Source organism: Bradyrhizobium sp. 1 (assembly GCF_023073315.1).
Lineage (GTDB): Bacteria > Pseudomonadota > Alphaproteobacteria > Rhizobiales > Xanthobacteraceae > Bradyrhizobium.
The window spans coordinates 122,817-149,748 of sequence record NZ_JADPJH010000022.1 but is presented as its reverse complement, the minus strand read 5'-3'; the positions used below and the strand labels follow the sequence as shown (position 1 = coordinate 149,748).

The following is a 26,932-nucleotide window of genomic DNA, read 5'->3' as shown; positions in this document are numbered from 1 at the left end:
GTTTTTATGTTGGTCACATGCCGAGATAGGCTTTGCGCACGCGGTCGTCGGCGCGCAGCGTGTCGTTGTTGCCCTCGAGCACGACGTGTCCGGCTTCGAGGACATAGCCGTGGTCGGCGGATTCCAGCGCTTCGGCGACGCGTTGCTCGACCAGCAGCATGGTCAGCCCGGACTGTCGGCGGATATCGATCAGGCGTTCGAAGATGAAGTCGGCCGTCGACGGCGCGAGCCCCATCGACGGCTCATCCAGCATCAGCAGCTTTGGCGAGGAGGCCAGCCCACGGCCGATCGCGAGCATCTGCTGCTGGCCGCCGGACATCGTGCCTGCGAACTGATCGCGGCGTTCCTTCAGCACCGGCAGCCATTCGAAGATACGCTCGATATTGGCCTGCCAGTCGCGCCGGCCGCTTTCGGTCATCGCGCCCATTTCCAGATTCTCCATCACGGTCAGTGACGGAAAAACCTGGCGGCCCTCGGGGACATGGGCGATGCCGAGATGAGCACGCTGCGGCGGCGGCACCGCGAGCAGATCGACGCCGTTGAACGTGATGGCTCCGCCGCTCGGCTTCACGATGCCGGAGATTGTCTTGAACAGCGTGGTCTTGCCGGCGCCGTTGGGGCCGACGATCGCGACGAACTGACCCGCGCCGACATTGATCGACACGTCGTTCAGGACGGGTTTTGCGGAATAGCCCGCGCTCAATCCCTCAATTCGCAGCATGGGCCGCCCACTTTTTGCCGAGATAGGCCTCGACGACGCGGCTGTCCCGCGTCACCACTTCCGGCAGGCCCTCGGTAATGACGGCGCCGTGGTCGAGCACGAGGAATCTGTCGACCAGGCGGACCATCGCCTGCATGGTGTGCTCGATGATCGCGATGGTCATGCCGTCGCGCGCGAGCTGCTGGATCACGGCGACGACCTCGTCAGCTTCGCCGTGGCCGAGGCCCGCGAGCGTCTCGTCGAGCAGCAGGATGCGCGGCTGGCCTGCGATCGCGCGGGCGAGTTCCATCAGCCGCAGCTCCTTGGTCGAGAGTTCGCCGGCGACACGGTCGGCCACGGAAGAGAGTCCGACGCTGGCAACGGCATCGACGGCAAGCTTACGTGCCTCAGCATCGGTGCGGGCGCGCACATAGGCGCCGACCACGACATTGTCGAGGATCGACATGCGCAGGAACGGACGCATCACCTGGAAGGTGCGGCCGATGCCGGCCTCGCAGATCACGTGCGGCCGCTGACCGGACATGTTGCGGCCGTCGATCAGCACCTCGCCCTGGCCCGGCTTCAGAAAACCGTTGAGGAGGTTGAACAGCGTGGTCTTGCCGGCGCCGTTCGGGCCGATGATGCCGAGGATCTCGTTCTTGTGCAGCTTGAAGCTGACATCTTGCACGGCTTTGAGGCCGCCAAAGGAGCGCGAGAGGTTGCGGACCTCGAGCACGACCTCGCCGGTCGCAGCGCGCTGCCGTGAGGCGGGTTTTAGTGCCGTGATGTCGGCGGTGGTCGCTTCCGGCGTCTCGCTAGCCGTTGGTCTGGAACCATTCCGCTTGCGCAGGAGATCGCGCAATTTCCAGAACAGTCCTTCCGGCGCGAGCAGGATGACGCAGACGATAGCCAGGCCGAAGATGACGCCCTGGATGCCGGGGATGCGTGCGCCAGCTTCGGCGTGCAGGATTTCGGCGAGCGGAATCAGAATGACCGCGCCGATGACCGGCCCCCATACCGTGCCGACGCCGCCGAACATCGCGACCGTGAGCGCTTGCGCCGATACCAGCATGCCGAACACGGAGGCCGGCGTCACGACGAGCAGCACCTGCGCGTAAAACCCTCCGATGGCGGCGGCGATCGCACCGCTCAGCGTAATCGCACGCAGCTTCCAGGCCAGCGTGTTGATCCCGGCCGCCTCTGCCGCGGCCTCGTTCTGCTTGATCGCGAGCAGCGCCATGCCGAAGCGGGAGCGCTCGATCATCTGCGTCAGCACGATGATGCCGAGCATGATGGCGAGTCCCAGCAGCGTGTAGAGGCGGGGATCGGCGAACTGCATGAAGGCGATCGGCGCGTCGCGCTTGATCGGAAGCGTCACCTCCTGGAAGCCGAGCCATTCGAACACGTAGAGAATGGCAAGCGGGTAGGCCAGCATCGCGAGGGCGAAGTAATGGCCTTGCAAACGGAAGGTCGGGAAGCCAATTAGCAGCCCGGCGATGCCGCCGAGCATGGCGGCAACCGGGATCAGCAGCCAGGGCGAGATATTGAAGTAGATCTGCCCGAGCGCGGTCGCATAGGCGCCGATCCCGAAGAAAGCCGCGTGACCGAACGAGATCAGCCCGGTGTAACCGCTGAGCAGATTCCAGGACAGCCCGAACACCGCCCACACCGGCACGAGGGTCAGGATCAGCTGGTAATAGGAGTTTGTGACGCCGAGCGAGATCCCGGCATAGGCGAGCGTGAACAGCAGGGGAGGCAGCAGTGATCGCATCGGGAGCATGGTCATGTCCTCTCGACCATGCGCCCGAAGAAGCCTTGCGGGCGGAAAAAGATAATGAGGAGGAAGACCGCGAAGATCGCGGCATTCTGGAGTTGCGTCGGCAAGATCAGCGTCGACATCTGCTGCACGAGGCCGATCGTCATGCCGCCCCAGAAGGCGCCGATGATACTGCCCATGCCGCCGAGCACGACGCCGGCATACATGACGATGACGTATTCGAGGCCGACGAACGGATGGAACGGATAGTTTGTGGCGAGCAGGCCGCCGGCAATCGCCGTGATGCCGCAGCCGAGCGCGAAGGCCGTGCGGTGCGCGCGGTCGACGTCGATGCCCATATAGGTCGCAGCGGTCGGATTATCGGCGGCGGCGCGGAGCGACTTGCCGATCCGGGTCCGCGTGATCAAGAGCGAAAGCAGGATCATGATCGCCAGCGAAACGATCGCATCGATGCTGCGCGCCTTGTTGAGGAAGATGCCGATGTCGAGAAAGGGATTAAGCTCCCATGCCGAGCTCGACAGTGGCGTACGGATCGAGGCCAGCACCGAGCCGAACACGATCAGGCCGCCGTTCTGGAGGATCAGCGCGATGCCGAGCGTGAGGATGAGCTGTGCGTAATGGCCCTCGCCCTCGAGCGAGGCAGTGCGTGTGCCCGAGACGCGTGAGATCAGGGCCAGATGGACGAAATAGCCGAACACGGCGAGCACGGGTCCGGCCAGCAGGATCGCGACGAACGGGCCGACCGTATTGCCGAACAGCGACTGGATTCCGGCGGCGGTGAAGAGATAGAAGGCCGCGTACATGCCGAGCATCATGAAATCGCCATGGGCGAAGTTGATGACCCGCATGACGCCGAAGATCAGGCCGAGCCCGACGCACATCAGGCCGTAGACGGCGCCGATCAGCAGGCCCGCCGCGAGCGCTTGAAAGAATCCTTCCATCAGCCTGGCCTCCGCGCGGTGGCCGCGCTCGCTGCCGACGATGCTAGACTGGTCTCCAACTCGACCATGTTTCCCCCGTATTCTCCGGCACTTCTTATGATGCCGATCGTAAAACCCGTTCCGGTGTGTCCAGACGGCACTGTGTTGCGATGGCATCGGCATTGCCGAGCTGTTCGCAGTCGTCGATGAGTCGCTCGAGCCGGTGTGCACGGTCCTCGCCGAGCACGCCGCTGGCGGAGCGCCGAAAGCGCGCGCGAATATCTGAAGGCGTTGCGGCGATGACGTCGGGCAGGGCGTGCCGGATGGTCCGGCCGTTGCGCAGCTGCACGGTCACGTCAGCGCCCTGCTTCCCGGGGAAAGCGGCGGTGAAGCCGGGATCGGCTTTGAGGTCCGTCACCGAAACCAGGCGGATGATGTCGGCATCATCGAGTTCGGAATAGTTCCCTTCCTCGATCTCGCCCCGGGCAAGCGTCGCGGCGACGCTGAAGGGAATGCTCATCTTGGCCTGAAGGGCGTTGCGAAATGGGCCGATGGAATCGCAGCCGGGATAGCGAACGGCGGCGTCGGGCGCGAGAATGACGACGCGCTCGATCTCGTCCGCACCGGCGAGCTCCTGCGAGACACGAAGCGCCGCCTGTGCCGCGGTCTGCGCGAAATTGCAGGCCGGGACCGGCTTGTTGTAGACGGCCATGATCTCGCTCTCCCCATTGGGGAAGAGCACGATGCCGTCGGGCGCGGCTTTGCGCCGATAGGCCGCGAACAGGCCGGCTTCGCCTTCGAGTATCGTTTCCGAGCCGAAGCCGCCGGCCGCTGCAAGGCCGATCGCCTTGATCGCATTGCTGGCGGCAAAACCGGGATGGAAATACATGTCGGAGCCGCCGGCATGCGGCCACTCGTTCAAGCCGCTGGATGTGTTGGCGGCGATCGCGATGGCGCTGGTCGCGGCGTCCTCGGAAAGACCGAGCGCAAAACTTCCCGCGAGTGCGGCGCCTAGAGGTGTCACCAGGCCCGTCGGTCGATAGAGGCGCGCGAGGTCGGAGGTGAGAAGCGCGCGGCCGATCCGCGCGCCGGTCTCGTAGCCGATGATGGCGGCTGCAAGCAGTCTCGCGCCGTGCAGCGGCGTCTGTTCCGACAGCGCGAGCAGCGTCGGCCAGATCACGACGCCGTGGTGCGCGATGCTGGCGGCATGCATGTCCTCGCGCACGAGACCGTGTCCCATCACGGCGTTGGCAAATGCGGCATCTGCGGGTGAGGAGAGTTGCGAGGTGCCGATGATCGTCGCGCTGCCACTGCCGTGCGCGATCGCAACGGCCTGACGGCTCCAGGGGTGATGGCCTGCCTCAAACGCGCAGGACAGGAAGTCGAGCAGACAGAGTTTTGCTTTCGCGACGACTTCCGGCCCAAAGTCCCCGAGACCGAGCGCAAGCACGCTCCGCGCCATCTGGCGCGCGAGCGAGGTCTTGCCTGATCCGTTCGGACCGATCGTCATCGCGTTCGCTTTCCCTGAAGGCCCGCGCGATCAGCCGCGCATCTCGACCCCGGCCCACTCCTCGAGCACCTTGGCGATCGAGGTGAAGTCCGATGACGCGCCGTACTTGGCGTTGGTGATCGCGAGCATCTGCCGCACCACCGCGCCGCAGACCATCGGCACGCCCATCGCTTCGGCCTCGTCGACGCAGAGCCGGACATCCTTGTAGGAAAGGCCGGTCGTGAAACCGAAATCGAACGTGCCAGGCAACACCGCGCGGGGGAATTTGTCTTCGGAGGCGCTGTTGCGGCCGCTGCTGGCGTTGATGATGTCGATCAGCACCTTTGCGTTGACGCCGCCCTTGACGCCCATGGCGACGGCTTCCGAGGTGATGACGAGCGCTGCCGCCGCCATCAGATTGTTGGCGAGCTTGGCCGTCTGCGCCACGCCGGGCTTGTCGCCGGTGTAGAACAGCTTGCCGAAAGTCTTCAGGATCGGCTGCACCGTCTCGTAGGTCGCCTGCGGGCAGGATACCATCACCGCCAGCGTGCCGTTGACGGCGCCCTTGATGCCGCCGCTCACGGGCGCATCGACCAGCGTCATGCCCTTGGCCTTCAGGCCTTCAGCAACGAACTTCGCCGTGCCAGGCCCTGAAGTCGACAAATCAATGACGATCTTGGCGCGGTTGCCCATGCTGATGCCGTCCTGTCCGAGCGTGACGGCCTTGACGATGTCGGGCGTCGGCAGGCTGGCGAGCACGATGTCGGCGCGCGAGGCGACGTCAGCCGGAGATTTGGCGAGTTGCGCGCCGCGCTTGACCAGCGGCTGGGTGGCCTCAGTCTGCGTGTCATAGATGACGAGCGAATGGCCCGCGTCGATCAATCGCCCCGCCATGGGGCCGCCCATGCGACCCGTGCCGATTACGCCGAGAATTTCTCCCGCCATCGTCTACTCCCTGTCGCGCGATCCCGTGACGGGCGCGCCTTCTTGATATTCTGGCCAAACGTTTTCGCCGGCCGGCCTTCTCGGCCGCCGTCGTCGTGGCGGCGGGATCCCGCGCCAACGAGGCAGATTGTTATGATTGTCAGACAAGCTGTCAAGCATAACATTTGGGGTCGACAGTTTGCCGCGGCTCGGCATAAGGTCCGGGAAAACGAGGAAGACGCCCCGCGTGCCGAAAGACCCAATTCCGAGTGTGAGCAAGACGCTCGCCGATTTCGTCGAGTCCTCGTCATGGGCGGACGTCGAGGCGCAGAGCCATGAGGCGCGGCGATCGATCCTCAATTTCTTTGCCACGGCACTCGGCTCAGCGCGCGATCCCGTTGTCATGGCCGCGATGCGCACTTTGTCGCCGTTCAGCGGCGCCGCGACATCGACGGTCATCGGCCACTCGCGGCCGATGGATGCGCTGTGCGCCTCGTTTCTCAATGCCATCTCGGCGAATCTGCTCGATTTCGACGACACGCACCCTGAAACGATCATTCATCCGGCAGCACCAGTCGCCGCTCCCGTGCTGGCACTTGCGGAGATGCACAAATTCTCGGGGCGCGAGGTGCTGACGGCGTTCATCCTCGGCGTAGATGTCGAATGCCGCATTGGCAATTCAGTCTCGCCGCGCCACTACGCGCGCGGCTGGCATATCACCTCCACTTGCGGGATTTTTGGCGCGGCGGCCGCGTGCGCGAAGCTGTTGGGGCTGCCGGCGGAGGGGATTGCGAACGCCATCGGACTGGCGGCGAGCCAGTCGGCCGGCAATGTCGAGAATCTGCCGAGCGCCGCCAAGAATGTCAGCGTGGGGAACGCTGCGCGTAACGGGTTGTTCGCAGCGCTGCTTGCGCAGCAGGGTTATGAGGCCGCGCCCCGCGCCATCGAGGGACCGCTCGGCTGGGCGCGAACCATGGGTGACGAGCCCGATCTCGCCCGCTTGCTCGACGGTCTCGGCAACACCTGGGAGATCGCGAAGAATACCTACAAACCCTATCCCGCCGGCATCGTGTTCCATTCGGTCATCGACGCCTGCCTGCTGTTGCGCGAGCGGATTGGCCGGCGGGTCGACCAGATCGAGTCGGTAACGGTGCAGGGCTCGGCACTGCTACTCGCGCGCGGTGATCGGCCCGTCAACAACGAGCGAGATGCGCGCGTCAGTATCCATCATTGCGTGGCCTGCGGACTATTGCTCGGCGCGGCCGGCGTTGTTGAATTTGCGCACGGGACGGTGGTCCGGCCCGATATCGCGCAGTTGCGGCAGAAGGTGAGGGCGGAGCTCGACGATGCAATACCCGACGGTGCCGCGCGCGTGACCTTGCGCCTGTCGTCCGGTGAGGTGCTCACCGAGGCTATTGTCTCGCCGCGCGGCAGCCCGCCTGCGCCACTCGACGATCGCGACCTCGAAACCAAATTGCGCGAAGGCGTGCGGACCGGTCAAAGCGATTGGGACCCGGATCGCGTTATCGATGCGGTCTGGCGGCTCGATGCGGCGGATGACGTCGGCAATCTCTTGCAATCGCTGCGGCCGCAATCGGCGTCGCGCCAAACAATTTCCAACTAGAATCTCTCAAGACCGAAAAGGGACGATCATGAGCAAGACCGAACTGTTCGAAAAGGGCCTCAAGGTACGCAAAGAGGTGCTCGGCGAGGATTACGTCAATAAGTCGATTGCCGGCGCCGACGAGTTCACGCGCACCATGGCGGAATGGTCGACCGAGTTCTGCTGGGGCGCGCTGTGGACGCGGCCCGGCGTCGATCGGCGCACGCGCTCGATCGTCAATCTGGCGATGCTCGGCGCGTTGAACCGCCCGCACGAGTTGAAGCTGCACGTGAAGGGCGCGTTGAAGAACGGGCTAACCAAGGAGGAGATCAAGGAGATTTTGCTTCAGGTCGCCGTCTATTGCGGCGTTCCCGCCGGCATCGACGCCTTTCGCAATGCGCGTGAGGCGTTTAACGAAGTCGATGCGGCGGGTTCCTGATCTCGCTTGATTGGAAACTCTATGGCTGACCCGGAATACGAGCTCTTTGCCATCCGCTACGCCACGCGCGATGCGCAGCGGAGCGAGCACTTCATCGGCGGCGATCCGCATGATGGGCCAATGCCGATGGATTATTTCATGTGGCTGGCGAGGGGAGGCGGCCGCACCTTCGTCATCGACACCGGGTTCAACGCCGACATCGCAAAGCAGCGCAGGCGGAATTTCCTACGCTGCCCGGTGGAGACGCTTGCCACATTTGATGTCGACATTACCGACGTCAAGGATGTCATCCTCACGCATCTGCACTACGACCACGCCGGTAATTTCGACCGGTTTCCGAATGCGCGGTTTCATCTGCAGGAGCGCGAGCTCGCCTATGCCACCGGTCGCTACATGCAATATCCACGGCTGTCGCATTCGTTCGAGGTCGAGGACGTCTGCGGGATCGTGCGGCTGAACTACGCGCGCCGGGTGCTGTTCTACGATGGCGACGCCGAGATCGCGCCCGGACTGACGGTCCATGCGGCCGGCGGGCATTCCGCCGGTCTGCAGTTCGTCCGCGTCAACACGCGACGCGGCCCAGTCGTGCTCGCCTCCGACGTCAGCCATTTCTACGAGAACATGACGACCGAGCGTCCGTTCACGACGGCGTTTCACGTCGGCGACATGCTGGTGGGGTTCGACAAGCTACGCGCCGCAGCGCCCGACGCGGACCACATCGTTCCCGGCCATGATCCGCTGGTCATGGAGCTTTATCCAGCTCCGAGCCCGGACCTGAATGGCGTCGCCGTTCGCCTCGACGTCGCGCCCTCCGGTGCTACGCACACCCTGATGTCAAGCAGGGCGCAAGGTAGCCCGGGCTAGAAAAAATCGATTTTCGATTTTCTATTGACCCCTGCGCCCTCTCTTGCGATCATCCGGCCATGGGTCCGCTTCAGTTCCAATTATCCGGAAGCCGCGGGGATGGTCCGCGCAGCCTGACGTCGGCGCTGCACGAACGTCTGCGCGCCGACATTCTGGCGACGCGGCTGTTGCCTGGACAGAAGCTGCATATCGCGGGACTCGCAAAACAGTTTTCCGTCAGCCTTGCCGCCGTGCGCGAGGCACTGTCGCGTCTGGTCGCCGACGGTCTGGTGCAGGCGTCCGACCAGCGCGGCTTCCGGGTGAGCCCGGTCTCGCTCGCCGATCTCGCCGACGTGACGCAGACCAGGATCGACATTGAGGGACTTGCACTCCGCCGCTCGATCGAACGGGGCGAGGATGCCTGGCTCGCCTCGGTGAAAGCGGCCTGGGCGGATCTGAAGGCCGTTCCCTATCGCTATCCAAATGATCCGACCGTGCACTACGAGGAATGGGTGATCCGTCACCGCATCTTCCATCGCGCGCTGGTCAATGCCTGCGGCTCGCCCTGGCTGCTCGGCTTCCGCGACGTGCTGCATGAGCAAAGCGAGCGATACCGCCGGCTCTCGATCCGCCGCGAGCCCGGCAGCAAGCCGCGTGATGTCGAGGCCGAACACAAGTCAATCGTCGCCGCCGTGGTGAAACGTGATGCGGATGCGGCAGTTCGCGCATTGTCAAAGCACTTCGGCATCACCAAAGAGTTCGTCGAGCTCGCCGCCTCGCGAATTGCGGAGGTGAGCCGCACGACCTGACGATCCGGAAAAAATCCGGCACGCAAAAAACGAGAGACCGGGAGGAAACAATGAAGATCAATCGCCATCACGCGCTGATGTCGCTCGCCGCCGTCGCAATTCTGGCCGGCCCTGCGAGCGCCGCCGACACCATTCGCGTCGGCCTGCCCACGAAAACCTATTGGCCGACGACGATCGCCGAGACGGCCGTGCGCCAAAAAATGTTCGAGAAGGAAGGGATTCAGGCCGAGCTGACCATCTACCGCAGCGGCGCCGAAACGTTCGAAGGTATGGCTGCGGGCGCCGCTGACATCATTCTCGATCCGCCGTCGCTGGTCTCGGCCGGCCGCAAGAAGGGCGTGATGTCCAGGATCGTAGCCAATGCCGCGATGGGGAATTTCGGCTGGCAATTGATGGTCCCGACCAAATCAACGCTCGACGTCAAGGATCTCAACGGCAAGAAGGTCGCGATCACCGCGGCCGGCTCCGGCTCTGATCTGCTTGCGCTTTGGACCATCCAGGACAAGAAGATCGATTTTACGCGTGTCCCCGTCGGCGGCGGCGGCTTGGTGCCGAACCTGCTGGCCGGCAACGTCGAGGCAGCCGTGGTCTATTCGCCGCTGAGCTTCCAGATATCGAAATCCGGCGAAGCCAAAACCATCCTTGATTACGCGACGGCGGTTCCGCCGAACCTCACCGCCGGCTGGATCGTGCTCGACAAGCTCGCCGAGGCGAAGCCGCAGATGGTGCAGAAAGCGGTGAACGCTCTCTACGGCGCGGTCGCGTTCATGCGCGCCAATCGCGACGTCACCGTCAAGCTGATCGCCGAGCTCTACGAAATGCCGCCGGAGATCGCGAGCCTCGAATACGACAACACCATCATGAAGCTCGAGACCAGCGGCGACATGGGCGCGCCCAACGTGAATGCGGCCGTGCAGCTGTCGCTCGACCTCGCCAAGCTCGGCGGACTCAAGGACATCGTGCCGGTTGAGGACGTGATCTCCGCCAAGTTCAAGCCGGTTCCGACCAGGCCGTAACCATGCCAAGCACGCTCATCATCAACCTTGCGCGGATCGCGATCATCATCGCGGTCCTGGCGCTGTGGGAGGTGCTGTCGCGCACCGGCGTGGTCAATCCGCGCCTGCTGCCGTCGGCGTCCGACACGTTTGCGACGCTCGGCGATCTCCTGCAGCGCGCGGCCGTGCAGAAGGATCTGATGGTGACCGCGACCGAAGTGCTGGCCGCGTTCGCGCTGGCCGTGCCCTTCGGCGCATTGATCGGCTTCCTGGTCGCGGAGAACCGCTACTTCGCCGATGTGGCCAAGCCGCTGCTGTTCTTCGCCTTCAGCATCCCGAAGTCGATCTTTCTGCCGATGTTCATCCTGGTATTCGGCGTCGGCTTTGCCCAGAAGGTCGGCTTCGGCTTCTTTTCCACGATCTTCATCGTGATCATGTCGACCACGACGGCGGTGGAGTCCGTCAAGATGGAGCATCTGACGGTGGCGCGCTCCTATGGCGCCACGCGGCTCCAAACTGCGTTTCGGGTCTATCTGCCCAGCATGCTGCCGGTGCTGCTGGAAGCGCTGCGGATCTCCATGATCTTCAACCTCACCGGCGTAATTCTCGCCGAGATGTACGCCTCGCGCGACGGCATCGGCCACCAGATCGCGACTTGGGGTGAGAATTTCCAGATGAAGCAGCTCCTCGCCGGCGTCGTGATGGTCGCCGCGATCGCCATGACGTTCAACGAACTTGTCAGATGGGTGGAAACGCGATGCAGCCATTGGCGAACGTGACCCCGTTGAAGCCCGCCGCGCGGGCCGGCGCGATCGAGGTGAAGAATGTCGGCCAGGTCTTCAGGGGCCGGTCGCAGGACGTTGTTGCGCTGGAGGACGTCTCGTTTGAGGTCAAGCCAGGCCGCTTCGTCGTGCTGGTCGGCCCGAGCGGCTGCGGCAAGTCGACCCTTCTGATGATGATGGCGGGCCTGCGCCAGCAGACCTCGGGTACCATCACCATCAGCGGTGCGCCGATTCCGCAGCCTGACCCTGACAGGGTCGGTGTGGTGTTCCAGGAGGCCAGCCTGTTTCCGTGGCTGACGGCGGAGGACAATGTCGAGTTTCCGCTGGCGCTGCGCGGCGTGCCCAAGGCGGAGCGCCGCGCCAAGGCGCAGGATGCGCTGAAGCTGGTCGGGCTCGACGGCTTCGGCAAACGCCATCCGCATGAACTCTCCGGCGGCATGAAGCAGCGCGTCTCGATTGCGCGCGGACTGGTGCAGGACCCGCCGGTGTTGCTGATGGACGAGCCGTTCGCAGCGCTCGACGAGCAGACCCGCATGACCATGGGCGACGAGCTGCTGCGGATCTGGGCCGCGACCGGCAAGACGGTCGTTTTCGTCACGCACAGCCTCACCGAAGCCGTCTATCTCGCTGACGAGGTGATCGTGATGTCGGCGCGGCCAGGCCGCATCGTCGACCATCTCCAGGTCCAGCTGCCGCGACCCCGTACCTACGAGATGCTGAGCGGTGATGCCTTCGGGAGCTTGCGCGACCGCATCTGGCGGCACATCCGCAAATCGGCGTGAGGCGGAGATGAGCGCCATAACGCTGCGATATCTGATCGTGATCGGCCTGATTGCTTTGTGGGAGCTGCTGCCGCGCACCGGTCTCATTCCCGAGCTGTTCCTGCCGTCGCTCTCGTCGACGCTGATAGCGGGCTGGACCGACGCAGGCGAATACGGTCATGCGCTCGCGGTGACGCTCTACGAGGTCGTGGTGTCCATGACCTTCGCCTGCGGTGGCGGCATCCTGCTTGGCGCCATCGTCGGCAGCCTGCCGCGCCCGCGCGTGCTGATCATGCCAATGGTGTCGAGCCTCTACGCCGTGCCGCTCGTGATCCTCTATCCCGTCTTCACGGTTTGGCTCGGCATCGGCTCGGAATCCAAAATCGCGTTCGCCTCGATCTACGGCTTCCTGCCGACCATGCTCGCCACCGCCGCCGGCATCCAGACTATCGACCCGCAGCTCCTGCTTGCCGCGCGCAGCATGGGGGCGACTTTGAGCCAGCGGCTGGTTCGCGTCATCATCCCCGCCGCGATCCCGACGGTGCTGTCGGGACTGCGCGTGGGCGGCGCGCTGGTCATCGTCGGCGTCGTCGTCTCGGAGATGCTGATCTCTTCGGCCGGCATCGGCTATCTGATCTCGCGCTACCGCACGATCCTCGACAGCCCGCACGTGTTCGCGGGCGTGCTGCTCGTACTGTTCCTCGCCATCGCCTTCAACGCCGCGATCCGCTGGATCGAGCGCAAGGCGGCGATCTGGCAGACCGGCACGCGCGCCGGTCAGGCCAACGAAGAGATCGCGTCGGGTGCGATGCAGCCGGCGACCTGAGGTATTGGCGTGTACGATTTGACCCTGACATTCGACAATGGCCCCGATCCCGATGTGACGCCGCGCGTGCTGGATATTCTCGCCGAGCGCCGGATCAAGACCACTTTCTTCGTCATCGGCGAGAAGCTTGCGGATCCCGCGCGGCGTGGCCTTGCCATGCGCGCGCACAACGAGGGGCACTGGATCGGAAATCACACCTTTACACACAGCATTCCGCTTGGTGAGCAGCGGGATCGCAACACGGCCGCGAACGAGATCGGCCGCACGCAATCCGCGATCGGCGATCTTGCGCATCCGCAGCGCTTGTTCCGGCCGTTCGGCGGTGGCGGCAATCTCGATGCGCGGCTGCTCAAACCGTCCGTCGTCGATTACCTCACCCGCAACAAACACAGCTGTGTGCTCTGGAATGCGATTCCGCGCGACTGGGACGACCCGGATGGCTGGACCGAGCGTGCGCTGGAGCAATGCAGCCGGCAGCCCTGGACGCTGATGGTGCTGCATGATCTCCCGACCGGAGCGATGGATCATCTGGTGTCTTTTCTCGACCGCGCCGAAGCCACCGGTGCCCGCTTCCGCCAGGATTTCCCGCCGCAATGCGTTCCGATCCGCAACGGCGAGATCGCCCTTCCGATCAACGACTATGTTTCCTCCATCGAAGAGAGCGTTTGACTGATGAAAGTTGCAAGCTTCACGATCGCCGGCAACGCGAGCTATGGCATTGTCAGCGACAAGGGTGTCATCGATGCCGGCAAGCGCCTGAAGGCATATCCGACGCTGAAGGCGCTGCTGGCGAAGGGCTCACTCGACGAACTGAAGAAATTCGCCGGCGAGAAGCCGGATTGCGCGCTGCAGGAGGTCGCGCTGCTGCCGACGGTGCCGGATCCCGACAAGATCTTCTGCATCGGCGTCAACTATGCCACGCATCTGGCCGAGAGTGGTCATCCGACGCCGGCGCATCCGATGATCTTTACCCGCTTCGCCAACAGTCAGGTCGGCCATGGACAGCCGATGATCCGGCCGCTCGAATCCGAGCGTTTCGACTATGAGGGCGAGATGGCCGTCATCATCGGCAAGGCCGGCCGCCGCATCTCGCGCGAAGCCGCGCTCGGCCATGTTGCCGGCTATGCCTGCTACAATGACGGCAGCATCCGCGACTGGCAGCGCCACACCTCGCAATTCGCACCGGGCAAGAATTTTGCCGGTACCGGCGGCTTTGGGCCGTGGATGGTCACAACCGACGAACTGACCGATGTCACCAAGCAGACGCTGATCACGCGGCTTAACGGCGTTGAGGTGCAAAGGGCCCCGATCTCCGATCTCGTCTTCGACGTCCAGGCGCTGATCGCTTACTGCTCGACTTTCACCGAGCTCGCGGCGGGCGACGTCATTGTGACAGGCACGACCGGCGGCGTCGGCGCCTATCGCACGCCTCCGCTGTGGATGAAGGGCGGCGACACCGTCGAGATCGAGATTTCGGGCATCGGCATCCTCAGTAATCCCGTCAAGGACGAGGGACGCGCGGCCTGAACGGTCACGCTCGACAACAACAAGAAGGAGACCCCCATGCCCATGCCAACCCATATCCTGCCGACCACGGTGGTCGGCAGCTATCCGCAGCCGGAGTGGCTGGTGAATCGCGCCATGCTGTCGAAGGTGGTGCCCCGCACCCGCCTGCACGACATGTGGCGGCTGCCCGCGGAGCATCTGGAGGAGGCGCAGGACGATGCCACCATCGTCGCGATCCGCGATATGGAGCGTGCCGGCATCGACATCGTGACCGATGGCGAGATCCGCCGCGAGAGCTATTCTAATCGCTTCGCGACCGCGCTCGATGGCATCGACGGGGACAATCCCGCAATGATCGTGGCGCGCACCGGCAACACCCAGACTCCGGTGCCACGGGTCGTCGGCCCCGTGAAGCGCAAGGGCCCGGTGGAGCTGCACGACATGCAGTTCCTGCGCAAAAACACCGATCGCGCCGCGAAGATCACCCTGCCGGGCCCGTTCACGATGAGCCAGCAGGCCAAGAATGAGTTCTACAAGGACGAGGAAGAGCTCGCGATGGCCTTGGCCGAGGCGGTCAATGCCGAGGCGCTCGATCTGCAAACCGCGGGCGCGGACGTGATCCAGCTCGACGAGCCCTGGGTGCGCAACAATCCGGATCTCGCCAAGCGCTTCGCGGTCAAGGCCATCAATCGCGCGCTGAAGGGCATCACGGTGCCGACCGTCGTGCATCTCTGCTTCGGTTATGCGGCGGTCGTGCCTGGCTCGAACAAGCCGGCAGGCTATTCCTTCCTCGCCGAGCTCAACGACACCATTGCCGACCAGATCTCGATCGAGGCCGCGCAGCCGAAGTTAGACCTCGGCGTACTCAAGGACCTTTCGTCGAAGAAGATCATGCTCGGCGTGCTCGACCTCGCGGACCCCACGATCGAGAGCGTCGACACCGTGGCTGACCGCATTCGCAACGGCCTCAAATATGTCTCGCCGGATCGTCTTGTTGCTGCGCCCGATTGCGGCATGAAATATATGCCACGTGCAACCGCGTTCGGAAAGCTGAAGGCGATGAGCGAAGCGGCGGCCAAGGTTCGCCGGGAGATCAGCTAACGGATTGTAAGGGGCATCTCGAAGCTTGTTTCGGGTTTGGCGGCGCACCTCGACCTCGCGGGAGAGAGCGCGCCGTGCCAATTCAGCCGTCTGTTGATCGGATTCTAAAACCATCGCCAGCCACAAACACGGCGACCGCGATGCCACCAGCAAACCCATCGGCGTCGGCGCCGGCCCCGGCGCGGCCCAGGCCCCCAACCGGGACCCCATTGCGCTTCAGTCACGAAGTCGGGCCGTTTATCGGCAGGTCCGGGGTTGGACGCGACCGGCATCGCCTCCGCACCCTCGACGAAATGAACCGCGATCGCGCTGACCGCGGCAGCGGCAACAGCCTTCTGAGCGAAACCAAGGAAATCACGACGGGTCGTGGCGCTCATTGCTGTACTCCTCTCCGTGTTACACGGCTGGCTGTCCGCACCGATTGGACCGCGTAGAGCAGCCAAGCCAGTCCGTGCGAAATCAGATCGACTCCAAGCAGGAATCCGAGTGCCCAGACGCTGATGGCTGGGGAACCGAACACGATCAGGAATCCGGCGAGCAGCCCGATAACGCCGGAAACCAGCATCAGCCAGCCACCCTGTTGCCAATGTGCAAAGCTCAGCACGCACCGGATAATGCCCGACGCCAACAGAACTGCGCCAAGGAGGGAGGTCAGGAGGAGGGCGCCGGCCGCCGGCTGCGTGAGCAGAAGCAACCCAAACGCAAGGTAGAGCGCGCCGAGCAGGATCTGCCACAGGAATCCGCCCCATCCCTTCGTCCAAAACGCGTGGATGATTTCGAACGCACCGGCAAGGATTGCGGTAAGCCCTATCAGCTTGACGCTGATGATCGTTGCGAACACGACGTCGCCTAACGCCATGATGCCGGCCGCGATCATCACGACACCAAGGAGCGCGCATGTCCACCGGGAAGGAGGACTAATGGTCTGTGCCTGGGGGCTGCTGTCGTAGGTGGCCACGCTATCCTCCCGCATTTCGGCGACCAATCAAGTTAGCGCCACGAAACGCTAATCGCTGCCGCGTAACCTTGGCATCCGATGAAACCCTGAATGTGCCGGCGGGAATATTCGCGGTGTTCCGAAGCCTGCTGGAAGTGCTTCCCGGCGTCCTGAACGCGCGGGTCAGGTGGTTCGCGCCGGAAGCGGTCGTGCCTTTATGCGCTCGCGCAGGCGCTGGAACGTCACATAGAGCATTGGCACCATGAAGATTCCGATCGAGCTTGAGCCGAGCATGCCGGCAAAGACGGCGGTTCCGACCGCCCTGCGGCTCAGTTCAGCGGCGCCGGTTGCGAGTACCAGCGGCAGCAGCCCGAGGATGAAGGCAACCGAGGTCATCATGACCGCGCGAAATCGCATATGCGCACCTTGAATCGCGGCTTCCGCAAGCTCCGTCCCGGCTTCTCGTCGTTCCTTCGCGAACTCCACGATCAGGATGCCGTTCTTGGCGGCGAGCGCGATCAGCACCACGAGGCCAATCTGGCCATACAGATCCAGATTGAGGCCGGAGATCTTGATGCCGATATAGGAGCCCAGCACGCCGACCACGACGGACAGCAGCACCGGGATCGGGATCACCGTGCTCTCATAGAGCGCCACAAGGAACAGATAGGCGAATAGCACGGCGAGCGCGAGCACGACTCCGGTTTGTCCTGCCGCCTGCTGCTCCTGATAGGCGGTGCCGGTCCACTCGAAACTGTAGCCTGCAGGCAGCACGGCGTTGGATATCTCCGCCATCGCCGCTATGGCGGTACCCGACGAGACGCCTGGCGCCGGGCTGCCATTCACGGTCACTGAGCGATAATTATTGTAGCGGGTAATGACCTGAGGCCCGGTTACGATCTTGATGCCGGCGAGCGACCGCATCGGAACCATCTGGCCGGTGCTGTTGCGCACATAGATGCGCCAGATATCGGAAAGATCGGCGCGATCAAGCGCCTCGCCCTGCACGTTGACCTGCCAGGTGCGTCCATAGAGGTTGAAGTTGTTGACGTAGATGCCACCCAGCGTCGCCTGAAGGGCGGTGAAGATATCGCTGATGGTCACGCCGAGCGCCTGCGCCTTGCGTCGATCGATGTCGAGATAGATCGACGGGTTGGTCGCGGTGAAGGTCGAGAACACGCGCGCCAGTCGTGGATCGGCATTGGCCGCTCCGATCAACGCCCCTGTGACGCTGGAGATCGCAGCGGGGCTCTGTCCTTCCAGCGCCTGGAGCTGGTATTCGAACCCGCCTGAGGTTGAGAGTCCGATGATCGGCGGCATGTTGAACGGCAGCACATTGGCCTGCCGGATTTGCGCGCCGGCTGCATAAGTCTGCTGGATCAAAGCCTGCACTGAATCCGCGGCTGCCCTGCGGTCGGCAAAAGGCTTGAGGCGCGTCACGACCAGCGCACTGTTTGGCTCGGATGCCCCGTCGAGCAGGGAGAAGCCGATGATGGCGAGAACGTGGTCGACTGCCGGCATCTGCTTCAGGACACCCTCGATCTGTCTGGTGACCTCGCTGGTCCGCGCCACGGACGCACCGTCCGGCAACTGCACCGAGGTGAAGAAGGCGCCCTGGTCTTCCTCGGGAAGGAACCCTGTCGGCGTCAGGTGCGACATTCCGAAAATGCCGGCGGCGAACACGGCAACCAGTATGAGCGAGAGACTGGCCACGCGCAGCAGCCGCCGTACGCCGCCGCTATAGCGATCGCGGATCCAGTCAATGCCGCCAAGAACGCGCCCGATCATGCCGCGCCGGGGTCCGGTGTGCCGCAGGAACAGCGCGCACAGAGCGGGTGACAAGGTCAGTGCATTCAGCGCCGAGATCATCATGGCAGCGCTGATCGTCACCGCAAACTGCCGAAACAACGTGCCGGAAATGCCGGGAATGAAGGCGATCGGAACGAAGACGGAGAGCAGCACCAGCGTGATCGCGATGATCGGCGCCGTGATCTGCGTCATGGCCTTTTTGCTCGCCTCGGCTGGTGAAAGCTCCGGTTCCTCCTCCATCACGCGTTCGACGTTCTCCACGACGACGATGGCGTCATCCACGACGATGCCGATGGCGAGCACCATTGCGAGCAGCGACACCGTATTCGCGGAATAGCCGAGCATCAGCAGCACGGCGAAGGTGCCGATCAGGCTGACCGGTACGGCAACGGCGGGTATCACCGTGGCGCGAAGATTGCCGAGAAACAAATAAACCACGATCACGACAAGGACGAAGGCCTCGCCCAGCGTCCGCAGAACCTCAGAGATCGTATCTCGTACGAAGCTCGTGGAATCGTACTGCACGAGGTAGCTCAACCCCGTCGGGAACCGCTTGGAAAGTCGCTGCATCGTGGCGGCGACCGCCTGCGCGGTCGTTACGGCATTGGCGCCCGGCGCCAGATAGATCGCGAGAGGCACCGCGGCACGGCCGTCGATCCTTGCTTCGCTGTCGAGGTTTTGCGCGCCCATCTCGACCCGGGCGACGTCCTTGACGAGCAAGGACGAACCATCCGGGTTGGCGCGCAGCACGATATTGGCGAACTGATCGACTGTCGCGAGCCGCCCCAGGGTCTGCACGTTGAACTGGAATTGCTGGTCGTCGCTGATGGGACGCGCGCCGATGCGGCCGACCGGCGCCTGGACGCTCTGCGTTCGAATTGCCGCGATCACGTCCGAGGGCGTGAGATTGAGGCTGGTCAGCCGCTGCGTATCGAACCAGATCCGCATCGAGTAATTCATCTTGGCGAACAGGTGAGCCTGCCCGACGCCGGGGGTGCTTGAGATCGCGTCGAGCACGTTGATGATGGCGTAATTGGTGATGAACAGCGGGTCCTGCTGGCCGTCAGCGCTGTAGAGCACCAGGAATTGCAGGATCGCCGACGACTTCTTTTGCACCGTCACGCCCTGCTGCTGCACTTCGGTGGGCAATTGCGACAGCGCGCTCTGGACCCGGTTGTTGACATTGACGGTGTTGATATCGGGATCGGTGCCGAGTGCGAACGACACCGTCAGGGTGTAGCTGCCGTCGTTGCCGCTGGTCGATTTCATGTAGAGCGCACGATCGACCCCGATCACCTGCGCTTCGAGGGGCTGAGCGACGCTGGTCTCCACGACCTCGGCAGACGCACCGGGGAAGATTCCCGCAACCGTGACCTGCGGCGGTACGATGTCCGGAAACTGCGCCACCGGGATCCGCGTCAGCGCGAGCGCGCCTGCGATGGTGATGATGAAGGCGACGACCATCGCAAGTCGCGGGCGATCGATGAAGACGGCGGACATCATGGCTTTTTGTCCTCCGGGCTCGAACCGGTCGAACCGCCACGGTCTGGCTGCGAGGGCGCGTCGCTTGCGCCGGCCTTCATACTCGACAGGATCAGCGCGCTGGCCGGCCCCGGCGAAACCGCCTGACCCGGACGAACCCTTTGCAGGCCATCGACGATGACTCTGTCGCCGGCGGCAAGGCCACTGATAACGGAGGCAATGGTGGGCGTCGATTGGCCAAGCTGGATGCGGCGTTGTACGGCCTTATCATCGGTGCCAACGGTGAGGACGTAATCGCCCTGCTGGTCGGACAGCACCGCCGAACGCGGGACCGCCAACACCTCGATGGGCTGGATACCTTCGAGCACGACTGTGACGAATTCGCCGTCGGTCAGTTCATGAACGGTCACACCCGCGGCGGACGGCGCGCGCAGGATCGGGTTGGCGATCTCGCCACGCACGGTGATCGTGTCGGTATTCTGGGCGATCGTGTTGTCGACAAAGTTCAGCTTGCCGGACTTGCCATACATGCGGCCATTGGGCAGCCGCAGCCGGATCACCACCGCTTCCAGACCCCCTTGCGGTCCATAGCGTTCGCGCAGTTCGAGGGCTTGGCGCAGCGGCACCGGGAAGGTGACGTACATCGGATCCTGGCTGACGATAGTAGTCAGTACGCCCGAGCTTGGACTGACGACATTGCCCTCAGTCACGGCAGTACGTCCGACCTTCCCGTCGATCGGCGCACTGATCATGGTGTAGTCCAGGTTGATCTGGGACGCATCGACTTGTGCTTGGGCGGCCTGGACCTGGGCTTCCAGGCTGCGTTGGTTGGCGATCGCTGCGTCGTAGGTCGATTGCTGGCCGGCCGGCCCACTGAGCAGCGTGCGCGCACGTTCGGTCGTCAGCTTGGCATTCTCGAGCATCGCCTGGAACTGGGCCACCTCCGCCCGCTTCGACGCGAGATCGGCCTCGAACGGGCCGCGCTCGACCCGGTAGAGCGGGTCGCCCTTTTTGAGCTCGGCACCGTCGACGAACAGCCGCTCTTCCAGAAACGCGGTGACGCGAGCCACGACGTTGACGCGATTGACCGCCTCGATGCGTCCAAGAAATTCGCTGCTCTCGGTGATCGGTCGCTTGATGGCTTCGACGATGCCGACAGCAGGCGGACCGCCGGCGGCTGGCTGTGTCCAGCTTGTACCGCTCGGGATGAGTGTCAGCACACTCGCCGCCAGCATCCCGATCGAGATTTTCGCAAGGTTCATTGTCCGCTCCTTGCTCCTGGACTTGGGACTAGCCGCTATCGCCGTCCGAGTGTCAGGTTCGTAATCCCCGCGGCAAGGTTCAAGCCGATCGATCGCTCGATCGACAGGGGCTGGAGCGCAATCGTCCGGCGAGAGCCTCCGATGAGAAGATTCGCTCCGAGACCGGGGCCGAACGCGACATTGCCGCTCGCACCCACGTAGCTCCCCCGCAGCGTGCCGGGGCCGACGCGCGAGTTCCTGGCGAAGACGGCCCATGACAGGCTGCCTGCGCTGGTCACGCCGATATCGAGACCAACCCGTCTGATCCGCCCCTCGTAGACGTACTGCCGGGTCGGGCGCGTCGTCGTGAACACGCAACGAAGCTCCTGCGCGGAGCCAAGCACCAGTCCAACGCGTGGTGTGCTGGTACATATCAGCCGGCCGACCCTGAATGTCTCGGCGCGTGCGGACAGGGCATCGGCGCACATCAAGGCGGATCCGAAGATGATTGCGAGAATCAGGTTAATGCGCATTCAGGCCTCCGTTTGGCTTCCACTGTTGGCGGGCGAACTCCTTGGGCTGCGGTCCTGGCGAAGCCAGAACGTGATGCCGAGGCCGATCAGCAGGACGGCGCCCAACAGGAAGAAGATGATGGATTGCTGCAACCAGGATATCGCCGGAACCGTGATGCCCATCGCAAGGCCGAGGAAGGCAATTTGCGGCGACAGAAGACTGATGCCTGCGAGGATGGTGCCGAGCGCAAGCAGTGTGAGAAGAACAAGGCTGGTTGCCGGCGTCGGCAGCAATTGCTGAACGCCTGATACCAGCATGACGTTCATCGCGACAAGGACGGCCACCCAGTGCAGCGCCTGAGTCCAGATCAGCCGCCAGCGAGCTTCCCTGCCATCGATCTCCGTCCACTTGTTGATGACACAGACCACGCCGATGGCGAGCGCGAGAAATTCCCAATAGCCGACGAGAGGCTGGTGCGACGCGTTGGTGTAGGCGACGCCGGCGACGCCGAGCACCAGTGCAATGATGTAGGGAAGTTGCTGCCACAGAAAATGTGTCATACCCGAATGCGTCGAGGATGGCTCCGTTCCCTCGTTCCGTTCGGCTCCAATCTCGCTCATGCCGCACCCATTTGCGACGGTCCCTTGTTGAACGCCCGCCCGCGGTCATCGCCGAGGTAATCCTCGACGTAAAATCTGATGATTGCGACCCGGCCGACGGCGACCAGCGGCATGGCGAGCGCAATGCCCATGACGCCGAACAACGCACCCAGCAACACGATCGCGACCAATGTCCAGGCGGGAGGAATCTCGACCGCCTGTCGCTGGATCAGCGGGCCGATCACATAGCCCTCGATCGATTGAATGATCGTGTAGATGACGACGGCCCAGATCAGCAGCGATCCGCCAAGCGGCATCGCGACGAGCGCGATCGGGATTGCGGCAAGGATGGGTCCCAGATATGGAACGAAGTTGGAGAGGCCTGCCTGCAGTCCAAGCACGAAGGGACCGGGAAGCCCGATGAGATAGAGCGCGACCCACACGCACAGTGTCATCAGGATGATGCGGATCAGCTGTCCGACGAACCAAAGCCGCAGGACGTTCCCCATCTCGTTCATCACGGCGCGTGTCCGGCCGCGATAGGGCGGCTTCGCCAGCATCACGAGGCTCTCGCGGTGGCTGGTGGGATCAAAGGCGAAGAGGATACCGAGGAACACGATCACCAGCACGCCGGCCAGAAAGCTCGACGCTCCGCCAAGGACGAGCTGGGCGTGACTGAAGAACCGACCTTGGTCGGAGACCAGCCATTGCGCGAAATCCCGGCCCCATTCCGGACCGAGCAGGTCGACGCCGTAGCTCAGAAGATGCCGCTGCAGGATGTCGAACTGGGTGTCCATGACTTTCAGCAACAGGCGCGTTTGCTCCGGAAGCTTGCCGGCTCCCCAGACGAGGCCAAGTCCGACCGCGGCAGCGAGCAGCAGAAGCACGAATGTCAGCCGCCAGATGCGATTGAGGCGAACGACAAGCGCCATCGCCCTCGCAGCAGCATCCAGAAAAGCCGAAAACAGCACGCCCGCGAAGATGATCAGGAGGCTTGATACCGTTTGCCACACCAGAAAGAGGGCAATGCATATGGAGAGCAAGGCAAGGCCTGTTGCGAGGAAGCCGCGCGGCCCATAGGCCGCGGCTGTAGCCTCGCCGATCGCGTTCTCACGAAGCTGCTTTTGTCCTGTGCTCACTTCGCTCATCGGTCAACTCGGGAATTGCAAGGGGCCGTCGAGTCCGGGCCTAGGTACGAACGCGGCGGCTGCCGTAGTGAGGATGCGAGCCGCCGCGATGGCGCCAGTAGCGATGCTTGGTTGGGTTCGTATTGGTATTTGGTGTCGCGGCATTGGGCGCAGGTGTTGCAGCGGCAGGTTTTGGCGCGGATGTGGCTGGGGCGGTCGATTGCGCTTGGGAGGAGGTTGGCTGCGCGGTGGCGATCGACGCGGCTAGAACCAGAGCGCCGCAAACGGTCCGGATATTCATGTTGGCCTCCATTCGACCCATAAGGCTTCAAATCGAGATAGCACCGACGGCCAGCGCATAGATTCCGGTGCAGGCTGCGAGCGCGATCACGGTAAAGATGATCGCCTCGAACGGCTTGAAGACGGTCTCCTTGCGTTCGCGCTTGGCCAGGAAAAACAGAAACGTTCCCGGTGCGTAAAGGATCGACGACAGCAGAAGGAACGTGGGGCCGCCCGCGTAGATCATGGCCAAGGCGTAGAGCGTTGCGATCGCCGAGCGGATCCCGTCGACGCTACGGGCGCGTTCGCCAGCGTGATATGAGTTGCCGAGATAAGCCAGCTTGAGGCCGTAGGCTGCGACCAGGAAGTACGGAATCAGCGTCATCGCGCTTGTCATCTTCAAGGCGAGAGTGAATGCATATTCGGCGAACCAGGTGACGAGAAGGAACGCCTGGATAACGCAGTTGGTGAGCCAGAGCGCGCCGGCGGGGACCTGGTGGGCGTTAACCCGCGCGAGAAAAGATGGCATCGTGCGGTTGACCGCCGCGGAGTGTAGAACCTCGGCCGCCAGTAGCGACCATGACAGGTAGTTGCCAAGAATCGAGATCAGCAACGCCACGCTGATGAAGATGCCACCCCAACGCCCGACCATCGCTTCCATCACTCCGGCCATCGACGGTGTTGAGAGGCCAGAGAGCTCCTGCCGCGTAAGGACGCCGTAGGACAACAGCGTCACCAGAACAAGAAGGCAGAGAACCAACAGGAAGCCGGCAACGGTCGCAAACCCGATATCGGAGCGGTCCCTGGCGTAGCGCGAGTACACGCTCGCGCCCTCAATTCCGACGAAGACGAAGACGGTGAGCAGCATGGTGCTCCGGACCTGCCCGAATATCGCTGCCCCGCTCGGCTGCTCAGTTCCCCAGAAATTCCGGGAGATCAGGTCGGGATCGAGGACAATGAATGCCACCCCGATGAAAAGCAGAATCGGAATGATCTTGGCGTAGGTCGCAATCGTATTGAGGGTGGCGGCTCCCTTGATGCCTCGCAGCACCAGGAAATGGACGCCCCACAGCAGGACGGATGCGGATGCGATGGCCGCCGGCGTCGTCCCATCGCCGAAGACGGGAAAGAACTGTCCGATTGTCGCCTTGATCAGAATGAGACAGGCCACATCGGCGAGGCAACATCCGATCCAGTAGCCGGCCGCCGAAGCAAAGCCGATATAGTCTCCGAACCCTGCCTTGGCGTAAGCGTAGATGCCCGTATCCAGGTCCGGCCTGCGGCGAGACAGCGTCTGGAAAACCAGGGCGAGCATGAGCATGCCAGTGCCGGCAATGACCCAGGCGATCAGTGTTCCGAGCACGCCGGTGACGCGTCCGAAGGAGGCCGGCAGCGCGAAGATGCCGGAACCAACCATCGATCCGACCACGAGCGCGACGAGCGCGCTACGCGAAAGCTTCTGATCGACCTCGTTCGACGAAGGAGCCATGATGAGAATGGCTTTCAATCGGAGATGAGGTGAGCGCGGCGGTTGAATTCGAGCGAGATAGGCCGGCCACCCTTGGCGCGAACCTTAGAGGCGGCTTTCCCCTCGTGACATCAGGGATTCTCTGTAGAGGGCAAGGCAGGAAATCGGCGGCCGATGTCTCTGGCACCTGCCCGACGCTGTGGAGCGAGGGCCGCGCGCTCTAATGGGAACCGGCGGATTCCGTAGCGGCGCACGCGATCAATACAAAGCCTGCACGGCAGAAATCGCCCGCTTTTGCGAGTTCCGCCGCGATGCGCCTGGCGTGCAGGACGGCGGCTTCCTGGTCCGCGTGCTCATACCCCGTCCCGTCCGGAGAGAGACCGTATTTGTCGACAATATGAAAGAAGTAGCGCATGCCAACGGAGTAGGCCGGTGTGCCGCCGCATTCCAGTGACAAGCGCGTAAGAATCTAGGCAAAAGGGATAAGGAGCGCCGGTCGAATCCCGCATTACGTTTCGGCAAGCCGCCGAAAATACGCGTCCGGCGAGTAAGGTAATGTATCCTCCTCCACTCGGGTGATCATCCGATGTTCTCGCTGGAGCCGGATCAATAGCCTGTCTTCTTCCTGCGAACGAACGCGAGGAGGCAGGCGATGTCGAACTATGAACCGAACGCGACCGTCCCGGGAACCGTTGGCAGCTCGCTCGCGATCGATACCGGATTGCGCACATATATGCTGCGCATCTACAATTATATGGCTGCGGGCGTCGGCCTGACGGCCGTTGTGGCGTGGCTGACCTATCAACTGACAGGCCCTGCGTTGCTTCAGAGCCCACTGATGTGGGTTTTCATCCTGGCACCGCTCGGGCTGGTATTTTTCATCGGAGCGCGCATTAATACGCTGTCGGTGGGAACGGCGCGGCTGTTGTTTTTCCTCTATGGCGGGCTGGTCGGCATCTCGCTCTCGACCCTGCTGCACATTTACACCAGCGCCTCGATCACGCGCGTCTTCTTCATCGCGGCCGCAATGTTCGGGGCACTCAGCATCTTCGGCTACTCCACCAGGCGCGATCTGTCCGGGCTCGGGAGCTTCCTGTTCATGGGCTTGATCGGCGTCATCGTCGCCAGCCTGGTCAACCTCTTCCTGCGGTCGACGGGACTCGATTGGCTGATCTCGATCGTAGGCGTCGGTGTCTTTGCGGGACTTACGGCCTACGACACCCAGCGGATCAAGGCGATGTATGACAGCAGGGACGACGAGACCACGGCAGGCCGCAAGTCCGTGATTGCGGCGCTGTCGCTCTATCTCAACTTCATCAATCTGTTCATGATGCTCCTGCGCCTGTTGGGCGGGCGGCGGTAGGCGGTTCAAGCCGCCGGTCGCTCCGCCGCACCGGCGAGCGCATCGCGCAGGATCTTTTCCTTGGTCTCGTCCAGGGAGGTCTTCAGCACGACCCCGCCGGCGTCCTTGATCTCGTTGAGGACCTTGTCGGCGGTCATGTTCTTGATCAGGACGAAGAGGGCGGCGTTGCCGGGGTGGAGCGATGCCGAAAGCTCCTTCACGAACGAATCGTTGATGCCGAAATCGGATAAGGCGCCTCCCAGCGCCCCCGACGCGGCGCCGAGCGCCACACCGATGATCGGATTGAGGAAGAGGACGCCGATCAGGAGGCCCCAGAAGCTGCCGGTGATCGCGCCCGTCGCCGTGGTGTTGACGAGCTGGTTCAGCTTCACGCTGCCGGCTTCCGTCTTCACCGCGATGACGGCATCGCTGATGGAGATCAGGTACTCTTTTTGCAACTTGAGCAGCCGCTGGCGGACGTCCTCGGCCTTCGCCTCGTTCGGATACACGATTGCGACAAGATCAGACATGGAGGCCTCCGTTACCATTGGGGTAGCTCCGTCCAGAAGGGACTGATCCCGGCTGCACGGTGCTAAATCGAGACTAGAAGGTGAGAGGCCAGCCCGGCATCCGAGAAAACCCTCGGGAGCAGGGAGGATG

General features: G+C 63.3%; 25 protein-coding genes. 12 read left to right on the top strand and 13 right to left on the bottom strand.

Features of this window, described 5'->3' with window-relative positions; genetic code table 11:
• Positions 1 to 13 precede the first annotated feature (13 nt).
• The 5 genes from IVB29_RS17360 to IVB29_RS17340 form a co-directional block, all read right to left on the bottom strand.
• Positions 14 to 721 carry an ABC transporter ATP-binding protein gene (locus IVB29_RS17360; protein ID WP_247504592.1) on the bottom strand — a complete coding sequence of 236 codons (708 nt, stop codon included), beginning with the start codon at positions 719 to 721 and terminating at the stop codon, positions 14 to 16.
• Positions 708 to 2,486, bottom strand: coding sequence for a branched-chain amino acid ABC transporter ATP-binding protein/permease (locus tag IVB29_RS17355; protein WP_247504591.1), 1,779 nt, complete (start codon positions 2,484 to 2,486; stop codon positions 708 to 710). The genes IVB29_RS17360 and IVB29_RS17355 overlap by 14 nt, the downstream gene beginning before the upstream one ends.
• Entirely contained in the window at positions 2,483 to 3,418 is a 936-nt protein-coding gene (locus tag IVB29_RS17350) for a branched-chain amino acid ABC transporter permease (RefSeq protein ID WP_247504590.1), read from the bottom strand. The genes IVB29_RS17355 and IVB29_RS17350 overlap by 4 nt, the downstream gene beginning before the upstream one ends.
• A gap of 94 nt (positions 3,419 to 3,512) precedes the next feature.
• A complete protein-coding gene (locus IVB29_RS17345; protein ID WP_247504589.1) occupies positions 3,513 to 4,907 on the bottom strand; it encodes an MmgE/PrpD family protein in 1,395 nt (464 codons plus the stop codon).
• A 30-nt stretch (positions 4,908 to 4,937) separates the two neighbouring features.
• Complete coding sequence (locus tag IVB29_RS17340) at positions 4,938 to 5,831, bottom strand: NAD(P)-dependent oxidoreductase (RefSeq protein ID WP_247504588.1); 894 nt, start codon at positions 5,829 to 5,831, stop codon at positions 4,938 to 4,940.
• Between the two features lie 226 nt (positions 5,832 to 6,057).
• Between IVB29_RS17340 and IVB29_RS17335 the strand changes: the two genes are divergently transcribed.
• From IVB29_RS17335 to IVB29_RS17285, 11 genes are read left to right on the top strand one after another with little or no spacing between them, the layout of a single operon-like run.
• Positions 6,058 to 7,434, top strand: a complete 1,377-nt coding sequence (locus IVB29_RS17335; RefSeq protein ID WP_247504587.1) for an MmgE/PrpD family protein — start codon at positions 6,058 to 6,060, stop codon at positions 7,432 to 7,434.
• Between the two features lie 28 nt (positions 7,435 to 7,462).
• Positions 7,463 to 7,852, top strand: a complete 390-nt coding sequence (locus IVB29_RS17330; RefSeq protein WP_008557256.1) for a carboxymuconolactone decarboxylase family protein — start codon at positions 7,463 to 7,465, stop codon at positions 7,850 to 7,852.
• Between the two features lie 21 nt (positions 7,853 to 7,873).
• On the top strand, positions 7,874 to 8,716 hold the full coding sequence (locus IVB29_RS17325) for an N-acyl homoserine lactonase family protein (protein WP_247504586.1): 843 nt from the start codon (positions 7,874 to 7,876) through the stop codon (positions 8,714 to 8,716).
• A 59-nt stretch (positions 8,717 to 8,775) separates the two neighbouring features.
• On the top strand, positions 8,776 to 9,504 hold the full coding sequence (locus IVB29_RS17320; protein ID WP_247504585.1) for a GntR family transcriptional regulator: 729 nt from the start codon (positions 8,776 to 8,778) through the stop codon (positions 9,502 to 9,504).
• 50 nt (positions 9,505 to 9,554) lie between these two features.
• Positions 9,555 to 10,520 (top strand): ABC transporter substrate-binding protein, encoded by a 966-nt coding sequence (locus tag IVB29_RS17315; protein WP_247504584.1) that lies wholly within the window; start codon positions 9,555 to 9,557, stop codon positions 10,518 to 10,520.
• A 2-nt stretch (positions 10,521 to 10,522) separates the two neighbouring features.
• Complete coding sequence (locus IVB29_RS17310) at positions 10,523 to 11,278, top strand: ABC transporter permease (protein WP_247504583.1); 756 nt, start codon at positions 10,523 to 10,525, stop codon at positions 11,276 to 11,278.
• A complete protein-coding gene (locus tag IVB29_RS17305; protein WP_247504582.1) occupies positions 11,257 to 12,063 on the top strand; it encodes an ABC transporter ATP-binding protein in 807 nt (268 codons plus the stop codon). The genes IVB29_RS17310 and IVB29_RS17305 overlap by 22 nt, the downstream gene beginning before the upstream one ends.
• 7 nt (positions 12,064 to 12,070) lie before the next feature.
• Positions 12,071 to 12,868, top strand: coding sequence for an ABC transporter permease (locus IVB29_RS17300; RefSeq protein ID WP_247504581.1), 798 nt, complete (start codon positions 12,071 to 12,073; stop codon positions 12,866 to 12,868).
• A gap of 9 nt (positions 12,869 to 12,877) precedes the next feature.
• Positions 12,878 to 13,537: a polysaccharide deacetylase family protein gene (locus tag IVB29_RS17295; RefSeq protein WP_247504580.1), complete on the top strand. Its 660-nt coding sequence runs from the start codon at positions 12,878 to 12,880 to the stop codon at positions 13,535 to 13,537.
• A 3-nt stretch (positions 13,538 to 13,540) separates the two neighbouring features.
• Positions 13,541 to 14,395 (top strand): fumarylacetoacetate hydrolase family protein, encoded by an 855-nt coding sequence (locus tag IVB29_RS17290; RefSeq protein ID WP_247504579.1) that lies wholly within the window; start codon positions 13,541 to 13,543, stop codon positions 14,393 to 14,395.
• Positions 14,396 to 14,431: 36 nt separating this feature from the next.
• Complete coding sequence (locus IVB29_RS17285; protein ID WP_247504578.1) at positions 14,432 to 15,475, top strand: uroporphyrinogen decarboxylase family protein; 1,044 nt, start codon at positions 14,432 to 14,434, stop codon at positions 15,473 to 15,475.
• 373 nt (positions 15,476 to 15,848) lie between these two features.
• Here the strand turns inward: IVB29_RS17285 and IVB29_RS17280 are convergent, their stop codons facing one another.
• The 7 genes from IVB29_RS17280 to IVB29_RS17250 form a co-directional block, all read right to left on the bottom strand.
• Complete coding sequence (locus tag IVB29_RS17280) at positions 15,849 to 16,433, bottom strand: HdeD family acid-resistance protein (RefSeq protein ID WP_247504577.1); 585 nt, start codon at positions 16,431 to 16,433, stop codon at positions 15,849 to 15,851.
• 162 nt (positions 16,434 to 16,595) lie between these two features.
• Positions 16,596 to 19,724: a multidrug efflux RND transporter permease subunit gene (locus IVB29_RS17275; RefSeq protein WP_247504576.1), complete on the bottom strand. Its 3,129-nt coding sequence runs from the start codon at positions 19,722 to 19,724 to the stop codon at positions 16,596 to 16,598.
• A complete protein-coding gene (locus IVB29_RS17270) occupies positions 19,721 to 20,965 on the bottom strand; it encodes an efflux RND transporter periplasmic adaptor subunit (protein WP_247504575.1) in 1,245 nt (414 codons plus the stop codon). Before IVB29_RS17270 ends, IVB29_RS17275 begins: the two co-directional genes overlap by 4 nt.
• 35 nt (positions 20,966 to 21,000) lie before the next feature.
• Positions 21,001 to 21,477 carry a DUF992 domain-containing protein gene (locus IVB29_RS17265; protein ID WP_247504574.1) on the bottom strand — a complete coding sequence of 159 codons (477 nt, stop codon included), beginning with the start codon at positions 21,475 to 21,477 and terminating at the stop codon, positions 21,001 to 21,003.
• Positions 21,478 to 22,077, bottom strand: a complete 600-nt coding sequence (locus IVB29_RS17260; protein WP_247504573.1) for a hypothetical protein — start codon at positions 22,075 to 22,077, stop codon at positions 21,478 to 21,480.
• Positions 22,074 to 23,204 carry an AI-2E family transporter gene (locus tag IVB29_RS17255; protein ID WP_247504572.1) on the bottom strand — a complete coding sequence of 377 codons (1,131 nt, stop codon included), beginning with the start codon at positions 23,202 to 23,204 and terminating at the stop codon, positions 22,074 to 22,076. Before IVB29_RS17255 ends, IVB29_RS17260 begins: the two co-directional genes overlap by 4 nt.
• A gap of 307 nt (positions 23,205 to 23,511) precedes the next feature.
• A complete protein-coding gene (locus IVB29_RS17250) occupies positions 23,512 to 24,951 on the bottom strand; it encodes a basic amino acid/polyamine antiporter (RefSeq protein WP_247504571.1) in 1,440 nt (479 codons plus the stop codon).
• A 631-nt stretch (positions 24,952 to 25,582) separates the two neighbouring features.
• On the opposite strand from IVB29_RS17250, the gene IVB29_RS17245 reads away from it, so the two are divergent.
• Entirely contained in the window at positions 25,583 to 26,293 is a 711-nt protein-coding gene (locus IVB29_RS17245; protein ID WP_247504570.1) for a Bax inhibitor-1/YccA family protein, read from the top strand.
• A gap of 5 nt (positions 26,294 to 26,298) precedes the next feature.
• Here IVB29_RS17245 and IVB29_RS17240 read toward each other — a convergent pair whose 3' ends face one another.
• On the bottom strand, positions 26,299 to 26,802 hold the full coding sequence (locus IVB29_RS17240) for a DUF1269 domain-containing protein (protein WP_247504569.1): 504 nt from the start codon (positions 26,800 to 26,802) through the stop codon (positions 26,299 to 26,301).
• Positions 26,803 to 26,932: the final 130 nt, after the last annotated feature.